Raw genomic sequence first — 21,728 nt, forward strand, 5'->3', positions numbered from 1 at the left:
TCCCCATTGTTGATTAATTAGTGAACAATTACAGGCAATTCCCCGGTGATACGCTCAAAATGATCCGCCGCATTTAACATGATGTAGGCCATTACCTCGTCATATTCCATCGGGACGCCTTTTGCCTCAAAGAGGGATTGGAACGCCAGCACAATGGACGCTTGCAGATCTGTAGGCTTGGAAGCGAACAGCGCAACGGTTGCTTTCATTTCAAGCGCTTTTTCTGCGTCCATCTCGGTGACCTTTGCAGCGATACGTTGAGACTGGCGCATAACGCCGGAGGCGCTGGATTTGGTCAATTCAAGGGCCTGCGTAATCGCTTCTACTTCTCTCATACGTCCGGCGGCTTTCATCCGGCTACGGGTTTCTGTCAGGGTCTTACGGGTCAGGTCACGCTGATCGACACGTTCAACCATTTTTTCAACATCGAGGTAAATACTCATTGCAATCTCCTTTCAGGTTAGTTATAGTATTATGGGGAATTGCATACCCGATTAACTCCCTCATCACAATATCTATTTTACACTATTTGACAATGATTCGCAACAAATTTCTTGATTTATCTTGCGCTCAGTTGTTTATTGTGCTAGTGGCACAGAAAGCCTCTGTAACGCTCTCAGTGAGGCACAGGGCGTTTATAGGGTGTTTCCCTGTCTACGTATGAGAAAGCGCCATAGCGGCACGTTTAGGTGGGTTCCTGTGGGGTTGTGGTTCTGTACTGTATACGGCACTGTGTACCGGGCCGGGGACCCCACCCCGCCGCCATCGTGTCACCTTCGCATCGCTACGGTGTTTCCCAAAGAGCAGGAAAAGAAAACCGCGTTGCGGTTTCTGTTCCTGCGATTGCCCCAAAAGGGAGGCGAGCCTGTAAGGCTCTTTCCTAAAGAGTCTGATCTCTTGATTGTTCAATCAATAATTACTCACACTCTCTTTAAGGTCTTGACCTGGCCCTGGGGGTTCTAGTCTTATCGGGTGTGGGTAGGTTTATCTATAGTCTTATTGTCGGAAGATTTTTCCGCCCCGCCCGGAAAATATTTCCGCCCAAGAGGCGATCAGGTAGGAAAATATTTCCGCCCTGCTTCTCTTTCGGGATAGGCCGGAAAATATTTCCGCCCGGAAGATTCTTCCTCCCCAGGAGTGAGCCACACAGGCGAGACTCCACATTGTGGGAAACAGGCCCCCGGCCTAAAACCTGGTAAGCCCGAAGGGCGAGAAGGTTTTAAGATCATATAATAACAAATGAAATAATTAATTGTGTAAACAATTAGTTATTGAATGAAGTTGTTATATAAGATCAATAAGACGGACCCGGAGGGCGAGCGTAGCGAGGTCTTATATATCTATTATTGTTTAGTGTGCCTTTCAGGGCTACATACCCCCCCTTCAATTCCACCCACCCATTAATAAAAATTAATGCAGGTATGGCCCGTCATATGTGGAGGACGCACATATCATAAGACTTAACACAATGCAATTAATTTTTATTGAAAATGATAATCATTCGTGTTAAAATATTATACATGGTGTGGGATGTGGTGAGCATATCGAAATTACCGTTTTGCAGCTTGCCACCCGCACCATTACAGAACGTAGGTTTTAGCCAACCTGTTGGGGTCTGTAGAGGGCCGGGCGGCTTCTCCCCGCCCGGCCCTCACCCAAAGTGTTCTTTCAACTCCACTTGCCAGAATGCTTTGTGTGCGGTCCTCTCCTCAAGTTCCGCCGATTGTAGTTTCTCCTACGATCCAAAACACCTCTAAAATCATAGGGCTTGCGCCACAGGCCCTATTCTAAAGCGTCGCTAACTGCGGCTCTTCAGAATACAAGCGGATCTCCTTCGATTGTATCGACCCTCCACGGGGTACACAGTTGGGCCGGGGGTGGTTCCCCAGTTGCAACGATAAACTATTGATTTGTGTCGATGGTTTCCGGGCGCGTTCAGGGTGCCCGTTTTCCTCTGTGGCTTCTTTGCTGAACCATGAAAGCAAATCATGTAAGGCTCTGAGGCTGCACAGGAAAACAAGTGATAAGACAGTGAGTTAACATTACCTTCATCCCGGTTTCTCCTTCCGGGTTCTTTTTAGTGGTTATTTGTCCAATGGCTGGCGGTTGCTCCCGTGACGCTGGCGGATGAGTGACCACAAAAAAGAGGTTATACCTCCCCCTACCCTAGAGGGTGAGAGAGAGTCAGGAACGAAGAGAGGCGGCAGGATAGCCGCCTTTTCTTTTATCCACCCCACGGCCTCCCATCTTCCAACCCATTCCGGCCCGCCGTTCTGGCTGTCCTGATATCCGGTGCAACGCCGGATCACCTGTGGTCTCTCCCACGTCTAAAACCCTCCATAAGGAAAACCTTTATGAAAACTTCCGAGCGCTACCCGGTAACGCAAGGTGACGTAATCGTGAATTACGCCTCCAGCCTGTTTGACCGTACCGAAGTCACCGCCCCGTCACTGCCTGCTGACGTTTTTTGCGGTGACATTCTGGACGGCAAAACCTTTGCCCTGTTCGACTCCGCCGACGCTGATGCTGGCAAGCCGATCATTAACCTTTCCAATATGTCCGCCGATGGCAAGCCCAAAACCCTAGTCATTTGTGACAGACACCTCGTGATTACCGATTTTGCCCTACGTGCTAAAGATGCCGCGAGCAAAAAAGCCGCACTGGAAGCGCTGACAGCCTCCGGTGATATTCGCCTGGCTATCAACGCCGATTACTTCAAAGCATAAGGAAATCACACACAATGGCTATTGATTTTAAACAGTTTGAAAAGCTGGACACTGTAGCGGCACTTAAACAAGTGCCAGCGGGTAATTACCTGATCTCTGATCTGGGTATCTTCTCCGGTGTTAACTCCACCACTCCAAACGCTCAAGTTCTGGACATCGTAGAGACTCAAGTCTCTGAACTGGAACAGGTAGCCCGCTACGGCACCGAAGTTAACTCCATCAAAATGGATAAGCCTCTGTTGCGTGACCAGGAGATCCCACACTACGCCACCGAAGCGGACGTAAAAACCGCTGATTGGCAAGGTCTGATCAGCCCGGCTAACCCGGATCAGGTTGCGGCTATTTCTGAAGTGATCGCGTCTAAAGCTATCCGTATGCGTAACCATCACCTGGAAACGGTTGAAAGTACGCTGGCCCGCGCCCTGTTCAAACAGGAAGCGAAAGCGGCTAAAACCGATGACGGCGACGTAGATTTTAACGCTGTGTTTGGTACTGCCCCGCTGGACTTTGAACTGGACGGATCAGCGGGTTCCAACGTGTATTCCCAGCTTTCGAAGATTCGCAGGATGTTGGTTAAAGAGTACGGCGCGAGCCGCTCCTATCTGGAGCGATTCTTCTGCTTCTGCTCCCCGGATCTGTATGACGTTCTGGCGAGCCACCCGGAAGTAACCAGCCTGATCACCAATAAGGTGGCTGAAGCTGCAAAAGGCGCTCTAATCCCGGTTAACACTGCGGGTTATGACTCCTTCAGCATTGGCAACATTACTTTCATTCTGGCGGACGATGACCGCTACGAAATCGAAGAAGGTTCCGGCCTGTTCGTTCCTAAGTTCAATACAGCAGAACGTAACCCGTTCAAACTGGTACACGGCCCAGCATCCCGTAATCAGGATATTGCCGCTAAAGGCGTGATCAGCCCATACTACCAGAAAGTAATGACTGACCGTTATGGCATGGTGACCGTTCACCAGGAGGCGAGCTTCATTCCGCTGAACCTGCGCCCGAACTACATGCTGAACGTCAAGCTGAAGTAATGCAAAATGCCCCCCGGTCGCGCCCTTTGGGTATCGGCTGGGGGTTATCTCTTCCGGTTATATTCATTTTTACTTTTACACTGAGGTAACACATGAAAGTTTCAATCAATATCCCCGGCGCTGGTCAAGTCTATGTATCAGGCGCGGCGGAAGTAATTAATCGAAAGGCGCTGTGTAAGGAGTTGGGGATCTGTAATATCACCCTATGCCGTCTAGAGGCGCAACACGGATTTGAATATGCTCTAAGCGTACTATTATCTAAAAAGCGCAAGTTATTAAATTAATATTAAAAGGCGAGCCAAACGGCTCGCCTTTTTCTTTATAGAAGCCCAACCATTTGTTGGATTGAAGTTAGTAATTCTTGTTGTGTATAGCGATGAGATTGCATTGTAACATTCTCTGGGTGGTGTATATGATTACGGATGAATGTTTGTAATGTAGTATCCGCTGGCGGTTGTGCCGCACCTTTAAATTCTTTAACCCATACTTTATCAAACGCAATTCCCTTTGAATTTAGCCATTGCTCCATTGTTTTTTCGCTTGGACAGGAGTTTTTCTCCTGCAAATAACCATATAATTCATTATGCAATTCAACGGTTGCTAAATTGTATGCTTTGAAATTAATCTCGCCCCACGATGGAGACCAAGGGAACCATGGAGAAGTATCAGCCCTTTCCACAACATTTTTATTATTCTCTTTTTTGAAAACAAACAGACCGATATTTTTAAGGTAAGGGGAGGACAAAAGGAAAGGAGAGTGCGTTGTAACAAAAACCTGTCTACTTTTGGAGATAATCATTAAAGCTTCTAAAAGCTTTTGCTGCCCTGAAGGATGAAGACATATTTCAGGTTCGTCAATGAAAAGATAAAATGGTTTACTAATCCCCGCACCATGCGCATTACACGTTATCTCAGCGTACACCTGAAGTAATGATAGGGCTAGTGCCCTTTGCATACCATGCCCCTTTTCTCCCATTGGGACATTCACCCCATCATCAATCATGATGGAAATAGTTTTGAAGAAATTCTCTACCTGCAACTCTTCAAAAATGAAAGAAATATCTGCCATACCAAATTGAGATGAGAAAACCTCTCTAACTTGATTTTCGACTAATGATATTTTCTGTCTCAACTCTGATTCAGGGTGATTGAATACGCGATGGTATTGCTCAGAAAACGCTCTATACTCATCCGTTTCAATATGGCCTAAAGCAATTTCTTTTAGAAGCGAACCACATATAGTTGTAGAGCCAAACTTTGCTTCATTGCTTGGGTTTGTATCAGCCCAAATGAAGTTATTATCATAAAACTTCTTAAATGGGGCATCTATACCACTTGGGTTAACAAATTCATTTCCGTTCCAAAATAATATTTTCTTCTCCCCTACCTCACTACACCTCTTCACTCTGAAATAATTAACACCCTCGTCCTCAAAAACATGCGAGGTGAATGCTGCAACTTTATTAGCTTGTACATGAGCGGCAATTACTTCTGATAAGTTTCCAGTGAAGGTTAGCTCGGCTGAAAGCTTCTCAGCAATATTAGCCGGATCTGATTTGCATATAAGATCCTCAATGTTCTTTTTGGTTCCATCCTTTATAAAATCTATAATTTCAAATACAGTGGATTTTCCGGCGTTGTTTTCACCCACAAATATATTAAGTCCACTACCTTCCGTTTCTCCATCAGGGATATTGAATTCCAACTCATTATCTTCCCCGTGATACCCTTTAAAATTTTCTATCTTCAGTTTTTTAATAAACATCATTAATCCTTTATGCTAGCTGTGTATAGAAAAATAACCTTACGTAGAACACCTTATTTTTACATGATTTATATCACTGAAAATTCAGTAAAACTATGACATCACCCAAATTATTAGCCATTCCAACACAATCCATCAATGACGTAACACACAGTTTTCAGAGGAAAAATGTGTAAGTATCTTCTAGTGATCCCTGCCCCGCTTTTCTCATGCCCTACAACCTGCTGCAAGTGCGCTAAGTTGCCAACCCAGCCAGCTAAACAGGTTGAAATCATGGTATGTCGGAAGCTATGCACCAATCGCCGCTGCCCATAGTCATCAAGATAAGGAATGCCAAGCTGATCTCGCACATCTGCTAAAACTTTGCCGATCTTCGGCATGTTTTTGCCAGACACAGGGGAGAAAATTTTCTCTTTCCATTGACGGTTAACGAAATCAAGGAAACCCCACTCGATCAGTTTGGGATGTATCGCCACCTGTCTTGTAGCGTTCTCGGTTTTACCCTGTCCTCCTTCAGCGATCAGGAGATAGTACCGCTGGCTATCTTCATCAAATTTGATCTGTGATTTCTCCAGCTTGGCGATCTCCCCTCTTCTGGCTCCCGTGTACGCCAACAAAAGAGTGATCCACTTCTGCCAACCGTCAGGCTGCTTGAGCGCCCACTCCACAAACTTTCTCATTTCTGCTGCACTGTATGCTCCAAACCTCGCTTTCGACGGTGCGGCGACTACTCCATCAGTCGGAGACTTCTCCAGAATATCTTTATTGTCAGTGAGGAAGGTTTTAAAGAGCGATTTGTAAATCTTCAAATGCTTGTGGATAGACTCAGCGCCAACCAAATCTTCGGGCGGGACATCATCACACTCGATTAGCTGCTGAACAGTCATCGACCGATAAGGCTGCACAACACGCTTAGGCAAGTTTTCAACAACCTCCATTACCTGTTTAATGTCTTGCTTGGTAATCGTGGTTACATCAGTTGATGAACCCAAGACAATCAACATCACCTCAATAAAGCGCTCATTGGCTTGAGAGATAGCCTTCGTCCAGTTTTGGGCTTTCTCCTTTTTGTACATGTTCCAGGCGCCAGCCAGCGTTAGTACTTCCTTTGGTTGTGCTTCTATTTGTTCTTCCTCATCTCCCGAAGGAGTGACAATCTCGCGGTATTCCTGAGCAACTATCGGCTGAATATTGCACTGCTCATCATTCAGAAATTGGTGCGCCAGCCATTGTTCATTCTGCTGCTTCAGGCTATTGCCATATTCAGAAAGACGCTTACCGAAGTGATCCGGTTGGATGGTTCCACGTTGAACCAGAGGAATTACAGGAGAAGCAAAAGACATGAGCAACTGAGCCTGGGTGTGGCTGTCAGTCTCCAGAGACTTGCGAAAATATTTATTACCGGGCAAGCGGAAACGGACGTAATAAATCCCGTTGCGTGTGATGGTGTGACGTATGGTTCTGTGGCCCATTCTGAAAGCCTCATTGAGTAATGAACTATCAAAACAGGACGTTAAAGCTAGAAATTTCTTTTGATTATCAATGGATAACAGCCAGACTACGCTGGCATTATCCAGATCAGGTAATACGGGTATTTCTCAGCCTTCACAAAGAAGGGCACCCCGAGTCAAATTACTTATAAAACAGTTACTTACAAAATGGCATTTCGTAGTCATGTAGTGTAACCGGGGGGTAACCCGGGTGCAAGGAGTTTTGGGCTGTCCGTTAACCCCCTGTAACGAACAATAAACGACAAGATATTAACTACGCTCAATATGTATACATTATTGTTCAGTTAATTATCCCGCCATATTTGTTAAGAACTCATTAAATATAATATTCACTTTCTGTGCTGAGAAATTTTATTTTTATCCATAATGACTCACCGGGAGTGATTTTATAAGACAGCCCACCTGCTTTCGTATGAAATAAACTCAGGCATCAATGTAAACATTTATTTTGCAGAAATTTATTTCTGTCAATTACTTAATCTTACCCTCTCATTTCCCTCGTCATTTTCACTTTAATGTTTACATTAATAACAACCGCAAAATGACTTTTACGCCCTCGGAACTATTCATAGTATTTATGACTTAGATCAACATCATTGGTTTGCGTTTAATTGATAGTTCACTCTCGTTACTAAATAAGATTTAGATAATCTTCAACCGTTTTTTAAATCCAAAAAATAAAGCTGTTCAGCTTCAGTATTTTCGATAATTAATGATGTGAGCTTTTTAAATGAAATCTATGAATAAAAACTTTACTGCTATTTTTGTAATGGGCATTGTCTTAGCGGGTACAATGAGCCAGGCTGAAGCCGCGAATACGGTTTGGGACGATCAGCAAATCACTAATATTGTAAATGACCATCAAGATCAAATTACACAAAACAACGCTGATAGTATTAACCGTGATAGCGCAACGGATAACCGCTTAACGCAGGTTAACGACGACCTTCAGTCCACAAAACTGGGCGTGTTAGTCGTGGATAAAATGGCTAACGACGCACATCAGAAAGCGTTGCTTGCTGGCGCACTTGCCGATACCGCCAGTCTGAAAAGTGAGACGGCCTTACAGGGTGTGGCGACTAACGGCACAGCCATTATCAACCTTCAACACGTCGATAATATTCAGGATAGCCGCCTTACTGCTCTCGAAAATGCACCTAAACCCATCAACGGTGCAGATGGAGCGAAAGGTGATAAAGGGGATACCGGTGCGACTGGCGCAAAGGGTGATAAAGGGGATACCGGCGCAAAGGGCGATAAAGGGGATACCGGTGTAACTGGCGCGAAGGGTGAAAAAGGCGATGCTGGCGCGACAGGTATGAAAGGTGATAAGGGTGATACTGGCGCACAAGGCATTGCGGGAAGAAACGGTCGCGACGGTGCAGACGGTCATAACGGTAAAGATGGTGTGACAACCACCGTGACACAACGACAGCTGGATACAGCTACCCAGGCGAAGGTCGCTAAAAATAGCCTGGCTGTTACTGCCGCCACGCAGGATCTGCAAGCCACCAGGCAGTCATTACAGGCAATGAATACTAACACCAGCCAGCAATTTAAATCTCTGCGTGATGAAGTGGACAATAATAAGAAGCAGGCTAATGCCGGTATTTCAGGGGCGATGGCGATGGCGGGTTTGCCACAAGTGCAAACCAATCAGCGCGTCATGTTCTCTGCTGGTGGTGCGACTTACAACGGTGAGAGCGCGCTTGCTGTCGGTGCGTCCGTTAACTTTAATTCCCATGTCATCGCGAAAGTGAGCTTCTCAGATGACACTGCGAATAATATGGGCGCTTCGGTTGGGATTGGTATGGGCTTTTAAAGCGTAAAACAATCGTCGGGACAAGTATAAAACCTCATTTTAACGGATGAGCATTTCGTTGATACAAAAAGATGTCTAAATATATTTTTATTTCGGTAGCCCTGTACCTAATGCTGATTTCGTTCGGGATCTGGATCGGCGTGATGTATGTCTCCTGGTATTTGTGTCGTTTTTAAGGCAATAAAATGAAAAAATTAATGATGTTAGTCATAAGTGGTACCGTGCTTGCAGGTTGTGTCTCGCCTGCGCACGCCATAAACGCCCATTATCGCGCTCAATTAGAGCGTTCGGGATGCACGCAAATTAGCGCTGGCAATGGCTCTTGCGATGTCAGCAAAACCAAAGCGGAAAACACGGCACAACACGAACCAACGGCATCCGTTCACGATCCCCTGCGTGAAGCCTCGTTCTCGTCGGATACGGTTAACGCCACGCTTTCTAACGGCTTTTTTAGCGCTACCGTGAACGGCAAAAAAGCCAGCGTTAAACGTCTGAATGCCAATTTCTATGAGATCCATGGTAACGGTTTTGTGATATCGATAAGCCTGGATGAAAACGGTATTACGGACGCGTCATGGAATAAAACGAAGGGACGCGAACACGGCGTTTTACGCGTTAGTCAGAAATAAACAGCGTAAGGAGGCTCTCTGCCTCCTTTTCGCCTGCCAATCGCACGATTTGTCACACTCTTTTGTCTGATTTTACAATGCTGACAAATCATACGTAAGCTGCTGTTTTTATTTAGCATAAAGTGCAATCTTCCCCATACAAACGGCGTTCTTCCCTGCCCTGTGCCCTGTGTCACAAAACAGTAAACAAATTAACCATTGAGCCCGGTGACAAAAGGCTCTATATTGGCGGCGTTTTTTTCAGGCCCCATCTGTTTTTTAACTTTTTATTCAATCGTGGCTCATAACGAAGCGGCGGTTGTAGGAGTGATATGATGACGGATAAAGTCCGTATTGACACCGTAGATGCCCACAAAAGCAACGAAACCTATCTGGCCCGTCAGGCCGAATTTGAATCTAACGTCAGGAGTTATCCGCGCAAACTGCCTTTAGCGATCACAAAAGCAGAAGGCGTGTGGATCACCGATGCAGATAATAAAGAATACCTTGACTGTTTAGCAGGCGCAGGCACCCTCGCGCTTGGACACAATCATCCTGATGTGCTGAAAAGCATCCAAAATGTCATTACCAGCGGCTTGCCGTTACATACCCTGGATCTGACCACGCCGCTGAAAGACGCGTTTTCAGAATACCTTCTCTCTCTGTTGCCTGGTCAGGGCAAAGAGTACTGCCTGCAATTCACTGGCCCGTCCGGGGCTGACGCCGTTGAAGCGGCGCTGAAGCTGGCGAAAAAAGTGACCGGTCGTAGCGGTATCATCAGTTTCTCTGGTGGTTACCACGGTATGACCCACGGCGCACTGTCCGTCACCGGCAACCTGTCTCCTAAAGAAGCGGTTGACGGTATGATGCCAGAAGTCCAGTTCATGCCTTACCCACACGAGTACCGTTGCCCACTGGGTATCGGTGGTGAAGCGGGCGTGAAGGCGCTGACCTACTACTTCGAAAATCTGATTAACGACGTTGAAAGCGGCGTGCGTAAACCTGCCGCGGTGATCCTCGAAGCCGTTCAGGGTGAAGGCGGCGTGAACCCGGCGCCTGTTGAGTGGTTGCAGCGCATCCGTAAAGTCACTCAGGAACACGGTATCCTGCTGATCCTCGACGAAGTCCAGGCTGGCTTTGCCCGTACCGGTAAATTCTTTGCCTTCGAACACGCAGGTATCGAGCCAGACATCATCGTGATGTCTAAAGCAGTCGGTGGCGGTCTGCCGCTGGCCGTGCTCGGTATCAAAAAGCAGTTCGATGCATGGGCGCCAGGCCACCATACCGGTACCTTCCGCGGCAACCAGCTGGCGATGGCAACCGGTCTGACGACGCTGAAGATCCTGAAAGACCAGAATATCGCGGGCAAAGTGGCCGCACAGGGCGAATGGCTGAAAGGCCAGCTGAAAGAGATGGCGAAACGCTATCCGGTTATCGGTCACGTTCGCGGCCTGGGCATGATGATCGGTATTGAGATCGTTAAGCCGCACGAAGCCGCTGACCACATGGGTTGCTTCCCGGGCGACGGCGAGCTGTCTGCACTGATTCAGAAGAAGTGCTTCGAAGCAGGCTTGATTCTGGAGCGTGGCGGCCGTAACGGTATCGTTCTGCGTCTGCTGCCTTCTCTGCTGATCAGCGATGACGAGCTGAAAGTCTTCCTGGATAAATTCGAGCAGGCACTGCTTGCTGCGGGCGTTAGCCCGGCGTAACCGGAGTTATTGATTACGATGTCTGATTCAAACCCAATTTTGTTCTCCTCTGCGCAGAGCATTGAAGCTTACCAGCAGGCGATTGAACAAAGCACTCAGGCTGTGATGCAGTGGCTGAAACAGCCTGAGATGTACCAGGGCAAAACGGTCGCGGAGCTGCGCGACCGTATTAAGCTGGATTTCAACCCGAAAGGGCTGGGCAACGAAGCGGCGATTGAACGCGCCGTGGAGTTCTTCCTGAAAGACAGCTTGTCCGTTCATCACCCGCAGTGCGTGGCGCATCTACACTGCCCAAGCCTGGTGGTTAGCCAGGCGGCGGAAGTACTGATTAACGCCACCAACCAGAGTATGGACTCCTGGGATCAAAGCCCGTCCGCAACCATCATTGAGATCAAACTGATCGAGTGGCTGCGTACCCGCGTGGGTTATCAGGCTGGCGACGCAGGCGTCTTCACCAGCGGCGGTACCCAGAGTAACCTGATGGGGCTGATGCTGGCGCGTGACGCGTTCTTTGCGCGTCAGGGCCATTCTGTTCAGCAGGACGGTCTGACAGGCGATCTGCGTAAGATCCGCGTTCTGTGCTCGGAAAACGCACACTTCTCCGTGCAGAAAAACATGGCGCTGATGGGTCTGGGCTACCAGTCCGTGGTGCAGGTGAAAACGGACGAATTCTCCCGCATGGATCTCACCGATCTGGCGGCGAAAATCGAACAGTGCAACGCGAACGGCGAGCAGATCCTGGCGATTGTGGCCACGGCCGGTACGACCGATGCGGGTGCTATCGATCCGCTGCGTGCTATTGCTGAGCTGGCTGCGAAACAGAATATCTGGGTGCACGTTGATGCGGCCTGGGGCGGCGCGCTGCTGATGTCTGAGCAGTATCGTCACTACCTGGACGGTATCGAGCTGGTGGATTCCGTCACCCTGGACTTCCACAAGCAGTTCTTCCAGACCATCAGCTGCGGTGCGTTCCTGCTGAAGGAAGCGCATCACTATGAGCTGATGCGCTATCAGGCGGCCTATCTGAACTCTGAGTTCGATGAAGAAGCAGGTGTACCTAACCTGGTCTCCAAATCTCTGCAAACCACGCGCCGTTTCGACGCGCTGAAACTGTGGATGAGCCTGGAAGCGCTGGGTCAGGAGCAATACGCGGCAATCATCGATCACGGCGTGACGCTGGCACAGCAGGTTGCGGCTTACGTGAAAGAGCAGTCTGCTCTGGAACTGGTGATGCAACCCCAACTGGCAAGCGTGCTGTTCCGCTTCCGTCCGCAGGCGCAAATGGATGACGCCGGTATTGCCCTGCTGAACCAGAAAATTGGCGATGCGCTGCTGGAGTCTGGCCGTGCAAACGTCGGTGTGACCGAGCATAACGGTATCACCTGCCTGAAGCTGACTCTGCTGAACCCAACCGTGACGCTGGAGGATGTTAAAGTCCTGCTGTCTCTGGTTGAGCGTACCGCGCAGGAAGTGATGGCGAAGTAATGCTTATCCCTCTCCCACCCGGGAGAGGGATTGTTTTTCCCGCTCTAACGCCTGTCTCCTTTTTTCTTCGAAGCATAACCGTAATCACACTGGCTGTACCCCGAGCTGTAAAACAGCGCTGCGGATTTAACAATATCGTTGAGGATTGTGCCGCTGACCTTCACACCAACATGCTGGAGACGTTTAACAGTATTCTCCATCTCTTTCACGCTGGTTTTATCGAAACGGGCAACCATTAGCGTTGTTCCGGCTGCTCTGGCGACCAGCGAGGCATCGGTGACGGCCAGGACTGGCGGTGTATCGATGATGACAATGTCATATTGCTCGTTAACCCAGGACATGATGTCAAGGAAGCGTTCGCTTAACAGCAATTCTAACGGACGCAGGGGTTCCGGGCCGCAGGTGATGACGTCAATTCCCGCTTTTTCAGCATGCTGGATGACCTCTGTAAAGTCGCATTTCCCTTCGAGCAGGCAGGACAACCCGTAGCGGTTCTCCAGGCCAAAAATATTATGAACATAGCCCTGGCGCATATCCGCATCAATAAACAGCACCCGCTGACCGCTCTGCCCGGCGACGGCCGCCAGATTCGTCGCCACCAGCGTTTTTCCGCAGTCCTGAGTGGGGCCAGAAATCATCACAATGCGGTTCTCAGCCTCCATCATGGCGAAATACAGACTGGTTCGCAGCCCGCGTACCGCTTCAACAAACATATCAGCAGGGCGATCGACGGGCAGGAAAGGCACATCCGAGGTTTTGTGTTTCCAGCGACGAGAGAACGGATTTTTTCTGCGCAAATGCGTTTTACTCCACAGCCACTGGGAACGTGGCAACGTAGCCAGAACCGGCAGCCCCTGCGCTTCCAGCTGCTCGGAAAGCGTGATCCCACGTTTGAACGCCTGGCGTACCAACACGGTCCCCATTGCGAGCATTAGGCCGAACAGCGCGCCAAGAATGATGATTAACGCTTTTCGCGGCTTTATCGGATCCGGGTGCGTAACCGCCTCATCAATGATCCTCACGTTCCCGACAGCGCTGGAGCGGGAAATATTCAGCTCCTGCTGACGCGTCAATAGCTGTAAATAAATGGTGCGGCCCGACTCAACATCGCGGCTCAGGCGTAAAATCTCCTGCTGCGTGGAGGGCATAGCTGACACACGGTTATTCAGGCGATCCCGTTCCCGCTCAAGGGTCTGTCTCTTTTCATGCAATGCACGATAGGTAGGGTGACTCTTTTTAAAGAGCTGGGAGATCTCTGCCTCCCGGAACGTCAGCTCATTTAGCTGGTTCTCAACGTTCACTACCTGATCCAGTACGGATTTTGCCTCTAAAGACAGATCCACCGAGTCACGCTGCGCCCGATAAGCATTCAGCCGTGCTTCAGCCTGATCCAGATCCGCTCTGATTTTCGGCAACTGCTCCTGTAAAAAATCCAGACTACGAGAATCCTGAGCCTCCTGGCGCGCGATATTTTGCTGAAGATAATTGTCAGCAATCGCATTCAGCACCCGGGCGATGTTGTCAGGATCTTCACCCGTCAGGGTTAAGGTCACGATACCACTCTGTTTCTCCGACTCCGCAACCGTGAGGCTCTTCTTCAGGGCGTTGATCGTCTCCAGCCGCGTCAACGATTTAAGCGAAAATTGCGTGCCTGGCGTCGCCTCAATCGACGTCACCAGCAGAACGATCCCTTGCGTGACCAGCGTTTTCCCAACCCGACCGTCTGCCTCAATGTTTTCGCCCGTCAGGTGATATTTTCCCGCTTCCTGTACGGTCAGCGTGAGCCCTTGCGCCTTGCCTTCCACCTGCGGGATCTGGAGTTCGCCTAACGTGATCTTACCCTGCCCGCGCCCTTGCAGACGCTGCCAGAGACGCCCCACCACAGGCAAAACGCGCTGCTTTGCCTGCTGCGTCAGACCTAATTTGTCGACGGTCTCGCCGAGGATCATGCGTGATTTCAGCAGTAAAATTTCAGGGGCAACATCCGGCGAAACATCGGTGCCCAGCTGACTCAACCCTTTAAGCAGACTGTTATCCTGTTTGCTTTCTATTTGCACCATGGCATCCGCCTGATAAACAGGGGGCGTAACCCAGGCATAGAGACCGGCGCATAGGGTGAACAGGAATGTTACGCACAGAATCATCGTGCGGTGGTCGATCATCTCGACGAGCAAACGAACGAGATCGACTTCATGTTGTTGGGGTGCCGCTGCACCATAATTGTCTGTTGTGTAAGACGACATTAATGCTTCATTCCTTTCTGACCTAAACGACGTGCCCATTCCTGGCTGGCTTTACCCAATAGCCCGAACACATATTCAAACGCTTCCCGGCTTTTACGGTAGGGATCGGGGATATCCTGCGGCTCCAGCCATTGCCCAAAAAGCAGCGACTTTCCCCTGCTCTCCGGCGCCATGGCCGCAATGAAGCGAAGATGTTCCGGCTCCATCACCAGGATAAGATCGGCTCCCTGCATCAGATTGCGTGTCAGCCGGCGCGCCACATGACCGTCGAGGGAGATCCCATGCCGCCAGGCGACGTCCTGGGCGCTGTCATCCGCCGGGCACCCCTCAAGCCCGTATATCCCCGCCGAGGCGATATGTCTGTCGGGCAGGTGCTGGCGTAAAAGCCGCTCCCCAATCGGAGAACGGCAGACATTTCCGGTGCAAACCACGAGTATTGATTTGAACATTATTGCGGCCACGATCTGATGTAACGAACCGTTTCGGTAAGGTCATGCACCCCGCTGATGGTCGGAACAAGCTGTGATATCACGCGATTCCAGCGGGACAGTGGTGCAGTGGTGACATAGACAATGTCATAAGGCTCAAGCTGAAACTCGGTGCCTAACACCATGGCTGATGCGTCCTGAGCATTGAGCTGGTAGATGTTGGCAATTTTCTCTGAACGCTCGCTTTTCGGCAGCGAACGAATGACAAAAATTCCGGTGGCATCGGCCATATTCTGGTTCAGCCCACCCGCATTGCCCAGCGCTTCGGCCAGGGTCATGCCGCTGCGATCCATTTTCAGCGTGCTCTGTTTAACGACCTCGCCCATGACGAACACTTTCAGCGCATCGTTACGGGGGACAAACAGAATATCGCCGGGATAGAGCAGCTTATTTTGGGTGAGATCGCCATGCTGCATCAGCGCATATAGCGAGAGGCGCATATCCTTCCCATTATGCGTCAGCACGACATTGCGCCAGTCCGCGTCGGCAGAGAGCCCCCCTGCGGCGTTCACGGCATCCATTACCGTTAACGGGATATTGGTGATAGCCTGCTGCCCCGACTTCACCACCTCGCCCGTCACATAGGCTTTTTGCGAGCGGAAAGAGGCGACGCTGACGTCCACCTGCGGACTTTCAATGACATTGTTCAGCCGGGCCGTGATCTCCTCGCGTACCCGTGCGACCGTTTTGCCTGCCACCTGCAATTTACCGACATAAGGATAGAAAAGCGTACCGTCGGCATTAACCCAGTTACCGGTGTCACTGGCGCTGCGATACTGCCCTGCCGGGGTTGTCAGTTCAGGGTGATCCCAGACGGTGACGGTCAAAATATCCCCAACGCCGATACGGTATTCCCAGTTTTTGACCTGTTCATCCAGCTTAGGATTTGCCTGAGATTTCAGGGCCGATGGTCGCAATTTTTCAATTAACGAAGGCGTAAGAGGATAAACATCAATCCGCTTTTCCAGACGATCGTTTGCATTTTCTGTGGCCATCACCTGTTTTCCAGCAAGATCCAGATGCTGACCCGGTGAAAATACGCAGCCAGATAATGGCGTAATAATTAAAAACAATATCGAAAAGACTGTTGTGTTTTTCATTGAGTAAAAATATCTTTTTATAGTATTGATTATCGAATACGTGCCGAAATGATGCTTTCCATTCTAAAACAACTCCTTACCGCTAAATTAATTAACAGTGATGGCAGTAATATTTAAAAAACCACAGCATTCCTGCGGCCTGGCTTTTACAGCCATGCATCGTCTGACTTACGGATTAGGAAAGAGGGTTTCGGGCAATCTTAAATGTTCTATTCGTTTAATGCATGCCTGGATCTTTGTAAATTTGCTTTGAAAAAGTTTTTTCAGAATTAATTAATAAACCCATAATTATGTTATCTGCGTAAGCCAATATTTATTCATCGAAGAAATAATTAATGACGGTTGCGACTACACAAAACCGTGCGCTTTTGTTACATTTTTTGCAAACTCACCCTGTGAGGATACTTAAAATGAACTGTCTGCCATCCGTTTGCGGATCTGCACACAAAAAGTATCAGTAACGATATGACTGGAGAAAAAATGGCTAAGCGTAAATTGTTGCTTCTGGGTGTATTAGTGTCACTGGCGGGGGCCGCGCACGCTGCACCGCAAGCGTCGACAGCGCCTTCCGGCATCAAGGCCTACGAAGAACAAGAGTTTATTGCCGATTTTACGAAGTTCAAAATTGGCGACACCGCGCCCGCGCAGTATCAGACGCCCGAGTACACCATCAAACAGTACCAGCTACGTAACCTTCCTGCGCCCGATGCCGGCACACACTGGACCTACATGGGCGAGAATTATGTTCTGATTGGCGATGCCGATGGCAAAATCTACAAAGCCTATAACGGAGATATTTTCTATCACCGCTGATACGATCCTAATCCGTCCGTGGCAGGAGAGCGATCGCCCTTTCCTGCGCACGCTGTTCCTCCACGCCCGGCGTGAAGCCTGGCCGTGGCTGGACAGTTCTGCGTGGCAGCTTGAAGATTTTGACGCGGCAACCCTGGACGAAGAGATTTGGGTGGCGGAGCAGGATGGGCACCGACTTGGCTTTGCCTCAGTCTGGACGAACGATAATTTTCTGCACAACCTGTTTGTCGATCCGCAGTATCAGCGTCTGGGAGTGGGTCATTTGTTACTGGAACAAGTACAGAAGACGTTTACCAGTACAGGCGCGCTGAAGTGTCTGGTGAAGAATGAACGGGCTATTGCGTTTTACCATCGCCACGGCTGGCACATTGAAGCGACGGGAGATTCTCCGGACGGGGAGTATTATTTGATGCACTATCGGCTTGGGTAAAGTCAGGTAGCGCTATGCTTACCTGACATACAAAATCGAGGTAGGCCGGGTAAGGCAAAGCCGTCACCCGGCACTAACGCGCAGAGGCGTTACACCGCGCGGAAGGCGATTTCACCCGGGATCACTTCCCCCTGCCAGTAGAGCTGCGCCGCAACGCGCCCTGCAAGCTGGCGATACATCTGGGCAAATTCGCTGTCCGGGCGGCTGACCACCGTTGGTTTCCCGCTGTCCAGGTCTTCACGCAAGGAAATATGCAGCGGCATCTGCCCCAGCAGCTGGGTGTGATACTGCGCAGCCAGCTTCTCCGCACCGCCGGTACCAAAGATGGGCTCATGGTGCCCGCAGTTGCTGCAAATATGCATGCTCATGTTCTCGACGATACCCAGTACCGGCACCTCTACCTTCTCGAACATGACAATGCCTTTTTTGGCGTCGATCAGCGCGATATCCTGCGGCGTGGTGACTACGACGGCGCCGGTAACCGGAATGTTCTGCGCCAGCGTCAGCTGGATATCACCGGTGCCCGGCGGCATGTCCAGCACCAGATAATCGAGGTCAGGCCACATTGTCTCCTGCAACATTTGCAGCAGCGCCTTGCTGGCCATCGGGCCACGCCAGACCATCGCGTTATCGTCAGTAACCAGATATCCAATGGAGTTGGTCGCCAGACCGTGCGCCACGATTGGCGCCATGTGGGTGCCGTCCGGCGAAGTTGGACGCTGGTTTTCCGCTCCCAGCATGTTTGGAATGGACGGGCCATAGATATCCGCATCCAGAATGCCGACCTTCGCCCCTTCTGCCGCCAGTGCAAGCGCCAGATTCACGGCGGTAGATGATTTACCCACCCCGCCCTTGCCAGAGCTGACGGCGATGATGTTCTTCACGCCGTTAACGCCCGGCTGATTTTTCACGCGCTTGAGCGTGGCGATGCTGTGGCTTAGCTTCCAGTCAATTGCTTTTGCGCCAGTAATGCGCAGCAGCTCAGAGCTGGTTTGCTCTTTCAGGGCATCAAAGGCGCTGGTCCAGACGAACGGCATCTGTAGCTCGATGTGAAGCGTATCGTCCAGCCATGCGACGTGATGAAGCGCTTTCAGCGTCGTGAGATTGTGCTTCAGGGTTGGATGCTGAAAATTAGCCAGCGTCCCGGCGACCATTGCTCGTAAGGCTTCCGGTGATTTGGCCTGGGATTGAGAACTCATCCCGACTCCTTTGTTCTTGTGAATAAGACCTTAGACAAACAAGTTTACCTGAAAGGCCGCGGTTTGTGCTTACTTAATAATGCCCCTTTTGGTAATATCGAAAACCCTTTTCACAGTTAAAAGAAGTAATGCCTACTATGACTCAAGTCGCGAAAAAAATTCTGGTAACGTGCGCCCTGCCGTACGCCAACGGCTCAATCCACCTCGGCCACATGCTGGAGCATATCCAGGCTGATGTCTGGGTCCGTTACCAGCGAATGCGCGGCCACGAGGTGAACTTTATCTGTGCGGACGATGCCCACGGCACGCCGATCATGCTGAAAGCGCAGCAGCTGGGCATTTCCCCGGAACAGATGATCGCCGAAATGAGTCAGGAGCATCAGACCGATTTTGCTGGCTTTGACATCAGCTATGACAACTATCACTCCACACACAGCGACGAAAACCGCGAGCTGTCAGAGCTGATCTACACCCGTCTGAAAGAGAACGGTTTCATTAAAAACCGCACCATTTCTCAGCTGTACGATCCGGAAAAAGGCATGTTCCTGCCGGACCGTTTCGTTAAAGGCACCTGTCCGAAATGTAAATCCCCGGACCAGTACGGCGATAACTGCGAAGTGTGCGGCGCGACCTACAGTCCGACCGAGCTTATCGAACCGAAATCCGTGGTTTCCGGCGCGACGCCGGTGATGCGTGACTCCGAGCACTTCTTCTTCGACCTGCCGTCGTTCAGCGAAATGCTGAAGGCATGGACCCGCAGCGGTGCATTGCAGGAGCAGGTCGCGAACAAAATGCAGGAGTGGTTCGAATCCGGTCTGCAACAATGGGATATCTCCCGCGATGCGCCATACTTTGGCTTCGAAATCCCGAACGCGCCGGGCAAATATTTCTACGTCTGGCTGGATGCGCCGATTGGCTACATGGGCTCCTTCAAGAATCTGTGTGACAAGCGCGGCGACACCGTAAGCTTCGACGAATACTGGAAGAAAGATTCCGATGCCGAGCTGTATCACTTCATCGGTAAAGACATCGTTTACTTCCACAGCCTGTTCTGGCCAGCAATGCTGGAAGGCAGCAACTTCCGCAAGCCGACCAACCTGTTCGTACATGGCTACGTAACGGTGAACGGCGCGAAGATGTCTAAATCTCGCGGGACGTTTATTAAGGCCAGCACCTGGCTGAACCACTTCGACGCGGACAGCCTGCGCTACTACTACACCGCGAAGCTCTCTTCCCGCATCGACGATATCGACCTGAACCTGGAAGATTTCGTGCAGCGCGTGAACGCGGACATCGTCAACAAGGTGGTGAACCTGGCGTCACGTAACGCAGGTTTTATCGCCAAACGCTTTGACGGCGTGCTTTCTGCCGAACTGGCCGATCCTGAGCTGTATAAAACCTTCACCGACGCCGCCGCTGCGGTTGGCGAAGCCTGGGAAAGCCGTGAATTCGGTAAAGCCATTCGCGAAATCATGGCGCTGGCAGACGTGGCCAACCGCTATGTGGACGAGCAGGCGCCGTGGGTGGTGGCGAAACAGGAAGGTCGCGACGCCGACTTGCAGGCGATCTGCACCATGGGTCTGAACATGTTCCGCGTGCTGATGACCTGGCTGAAGCCGGTTCTGCCGCAGCTGGCAGCCCGCGCGGAAGCATTCCTGAACACCGAACTGACCTGGGATGCCATCCAGCAGCCGCTGCTCGGCCACAAGGTGAACACCTTTAAAGCGCTGTACAACCGCATCGAGATGAAGCAGGTTGAAGCCCTGGTGGAAGCATCCAAAGAAGAGGTGAAAGCGGCTGCCGCACCGGTGACCGGCCCGCTGGCGGACGATCCGATTCAGGAGACCATCACCTTTGATGATTTCGCTAAAGTCGACCTGCGCGTGGCGCTGATCGAAAACGCGGAGTTCGTGGAAGGCTCTGACAAACTGCTGCGTCTGACGCTGGATCTGGGCGGCGAGAAACGTAACGTCTTCTCCGGCATTCGTTCCGCGTACCCTGATCCGCAGGTGCTGATCGGTCGTCAGACCGTGATGGTGGCAAACCTGGCGCCGCGTAAAATGCGCTTCGGCATCTCCGAAGGGATGGTGATGGCCGCAGGCCCGGGCGGAAAAGACATCTTCCTGTTAAGCCCTGACGAAGGCGCGAAGCCGGGTCAGCAGGTGAAGTAATAAAAAAGCCGGATGAGAATCCGGCTTTTTTTTGCCTGGCGGCGCTACGCTTGCACGGGCCGACGGGTTTTGTAGGCCGGGTCAGGCGAAGCCGCCATCCGGCTAAAAATCACCCCTTCTGGTTATGCACCCGCTGCGTCAACCCACGCAGGAAATAACGCAGAAATTGATCCCCACACTCGCGGTAATTCTTATGATCCGGCGCGCGCATCATGGCGGTGATTTCCGGCATCGACACGCGAAATTTCTGCTCGGTCATGATCGCCAGAATGTCGTCAGTTTTCAGGCAGAAAGCAATACGCAGTTTTTTCAGCACCGTGTTGTTGTTCACCCGACGCTCCAGCGCCAGCTCAGGAGCAGATTCATCTTTGCCGCGCTTGTCGTAGATCAGGCCGTTCAGAAAGCCCGACAGAATGATGTCCGGGCAGCGAACAAAACCCTCTTCATCTTCTTTAGTCATCCAGGTGTCGAACCCGGCGGACGTGGATTCCATGTCGGAGAGCGCAAGAATGCGCACCATGTCATTATTGTTCGCTTTCAGGGTGTAGCGCAGGCTACGAAGAATATCGTTACTTAGCATAGAGCCTTCGAATGTCGATGATGCAATGGCGCGCAGTGTATCAG

Annotated in this window: 17 protein-coding genes; 9 read left to right on the forward strand and 8 right to left on the reverse strand. The window is 50.6% G+C overall.

Annotated features, from left to right (window positions below):
* Nucleotides 1-17: 17 nt before the first annotated feature.
* A complete protein-coding gene (locus tag BFV63_RS14520) occupies nucleotides 18-443 on the reverse strand; it encodes a hypothetical protein (protein ID WP_063867907.1) in 426 nt (141 codons plus the stop codon).
* 1,911 nt (nucleotides 444-2,354) lie between these two features.
* Between BFV63_RS14520 and BFV63_RS14530 the strand changes: the two genes are divergently transcribed.
* On the forward strand, nucleotides 2,355-2,726 hold the full coding sequence (locus BFV63_RS14530; RefSeq protein WP_069597558.1) for a hypothetical protein: 372 nt from the start codon (nucleotides 2,355-2,357) through the stop codon (nucleotides 2,724-2,726).
* Between the two features lie 14 nt (nucleotides 2,727-2,740).
* Complete coding sequence (locus tag BFV63_RS14535) at nucleotides 2,741-3,760, forward strand: major capsid protein (RefSeq protein ID WP_069597559.1); 1,020 nt, start codon at nucleotides 2,741-2,743, stop codon at nucleotides 3,758-3,760.
* A 319-nt stretch (nucleotides 3,761-4,079) separates the two neighbouring features.
* On the opposite strand, the gene BFV63_RS14540 is transcribed toward BFV63_RS14535, so the two are convergent.
* Together BFV63_RS14540 and BFV63_RS14545 are read right to left on the reverse strand one after the other, a co-directional pair.
* Nucleotides 4,080-5,528 (reverse strand): ATP-dependent nuclease, encoded by a 1,449-nt coding sequence (locus BFV63_RS14540; protein ID WP_227474036.1) that lies wholly within the window; start codon nucleotides 5,526-5,528, stop codon nucleotides 4,080-4,082.
* A gap of 110 nt (nucleotides 5,529-5,638) precedes the next feature.
* Entirely contained in the window at nucleotides 5,639-6,997 is a 1,359-nt protein-coding gene (locus BFV63_RS14545) for a site-specific integrase (RefSeq protein ID WP_025653402.1), read from the reverse strand.
* Nucleotides 6,998-7,775: 778 nt separating this feature from the next.
* Between BFV63_RS14545 and BFV63_RS22700 the strand changes: the two genes are divergently transcribed.
* The 4 genes from BFV63_RS22700 to BFV63_RS14570 all read left to right on the forward strand — a co-directional run bounded on the left by BFV63_RS22700 (nucleotide 7,776) and on the right by BFV63_RS14570 (nucleotide 12,660).
* Nucleotides 7,776-8,858 (forward strand): YadA-like family protein, encoded by a 1,083-nt coding sequence (locus BFV63_RS22700; RefSeq protein ID WP_071957448.1) that lies wholly within the window; start codon nucleotides 7,776-7,778, stop codon nucleotides 8,856-8,858.
* Nucleotides 8,859-9,043: 185 nt separating this feature from the next.
* Nucleotides 9,044-9,487, forward strand: coding sequence for a hypothetical protein (locus BFV63_RS14560; RefSeq protein WP_032609683.1), 444 nt, complete (start codon nucleotides 9,044-9,046; stop codon nucleotides 9,485-9,487).
* A 311-nt stretch (nucleotides 9,488-9,798) separates the two neighbouring features.
* A complete protein-coding gene (locus BFV63_RS14565; protein WP_015572345.1) occupies nucleotides 9,799-11,175 on the forward strand; it encodes a diaminobutyrate--2-oxoglutarate transaminase in 1,377 nt (458 codons plus the stop codon).
* Nucleotides 11,176-11,193: 18 nt separating this feature from the next.
* The gene (locus BFV63_RS14570; RefSeq protein WP_048240466.1) at nucleotides 11,194-12,660 is read left to right on the forward strand and encodes a pyridoxal phosphate-dependent decarboxylase family protein; all 1,467 of its coding nucleotides are present in this window, start codon (nucleotides 11,194-11,196) and stop codon (nucleotides 12,658-12,660) included.
* A 44-nt stretch (nucleotides 12,661-12,704) separates the two neighbouring features.
* Here BFV63_RS14570 and BFV63_RS14575 read toward each other — a convergent pair whose 3' ends face one another.
* From BFV63_RS14575 to BFV63_RS14585, 3 genes are read right to left on the reverse strand one after another with little or no spacing between them, the layout of a single operon-like run.
* The gene (locus BFV63_RS14575) at nucleotides 12,705-14,903 is read right to left on the reverse strand and encodes a polysaccharide biosynthesis tyrosine autokinase (protein ID WP_048240465.1); all 2,199 of its coding nucleotides are present in this window, start codon (nucleotides 14,901-14,903) and stop codon (nucleotides 12,705-12,707) included.
* On the reverse strand, nucleotides 14,903-15,352 hold the full coding sequence (locus BFV63_RS14580) for an arsenate reductase/protein-tyrosine-phosphatase family protein (protein WP_045331182.1): 450 nt from the start codon (nucleotides 15,350-15,352) through the stop codon (nucleotides 14,903-14,905). Before BFV63_RS14580 ends, BFV63_RS14575 begins: the two co-directional genes overlap by 1 nt.
* Nucleotides 15,352-16,491, reverse strand: coding sequence for a polysaccharide export protein (locus BFV63_RS14585; protein WP_045331179.1), 1,140 nt, complete (start codon nucleotides 16,489-16,491; stop codon nucleotides 15,352-15,354). Before BFV63_RS14585 ends, BFV63_RS14580 begins: the two co-directional genes overlap by 1 nt.
* 480 nt (nucleotides 16,492-16,971) lie before the next feature.
* Between BFV63_RS14585 and BFV63_RS14590 the strand changes: the two genes are divergently transcribed.
* The gene (locus BFV63_RS14590; RefSeq protein ID WP_003859260.1) at nucleotides 16,972-17,304 is read left to right on the forward strand and encodes an RcnB family protein; all 333 of its coding nucleotides are present in this window, start codon (nucleotides 16,972-16,974) and stop codon (nucleotides 17,302-17,304) included.
* Nucleotides 17,255-17,734 (forward strand): GNAT family N-acetyltransferase, encoded by a 480-nt coding sequence (locus BFV63_RS14595; protein WP_032609688.1) that lies wholly within the window; start codon nucleotides 17,255-17,257, stop codon nucleotides 17,732-17,734. Before BFV63_RS14590 ends, BFV63_RS14595 begins: the two co-directional genes overlap by 50 nt.
* 89 nt (nucleotides 17,735-17,823) lie before the next feature.
* Here BFV63_RS14595 and apbC read toward each other — a convergent pair whose 3' ends face one another.
* Entirely contained in the window at nucleotides 17,824-18,933 is a 1,110-nt protein-coding gene (gene apbC, locus BFV63_RS14600) for an iron-sulfur cluster carrier protein ApbC (RefSeq protein ID WP_003859263.1), read from the reverse strand.
* Between the two features lie 137 nt (nucleotides 18,934-19,070).
* On the opposite strand from apbC, the gene metG reads away from it, so the two are divergent.
* Nucleotides 19,071-21,104 (forward strand): methionine--tRNA ligase, encoded by a 2,034-nt coding sequence (metG, locus tag BFV63_RS14605; RefSeq protein WP_023324959.1) that lies wholly within the window; start codon nucleotides 19,071-19,073, stop codon nucleotides 21,102-21,104.
* Between the two features lie 109 nt (nucleotides 21,105-21,213).
* On the opposite strand, the gene BFV63_RS14610 is transcribed toward metG, so the two are convergent.
* The gene (locus tag BFV63_RS14610) at nucleotides 21,214-21,684 is read right to left on the reverse strand and encodes a YehS family protein (protein ID WP_003859267.1); all 471 of its coding nucleotides are present in this window, start codon (nucleotides 21,682-21,684) and stop codon (nucleotides 21,214-21,216) included.
* Nucleotides 21,685-21,728: the final 44 nt, after the last annotated feature.

The sequence above is a fragment of the Enterobacter hormaechei subsp. xiangfangensis genome (assembly GCF_001729785.1).
Classification (GTDB): Bacteria; Pseudomonadota; Gammaproteobacteria; order Enterobacterales; family Enterobacteriaceae; genus Enterobacter; species Enterobacter hormaechei_C.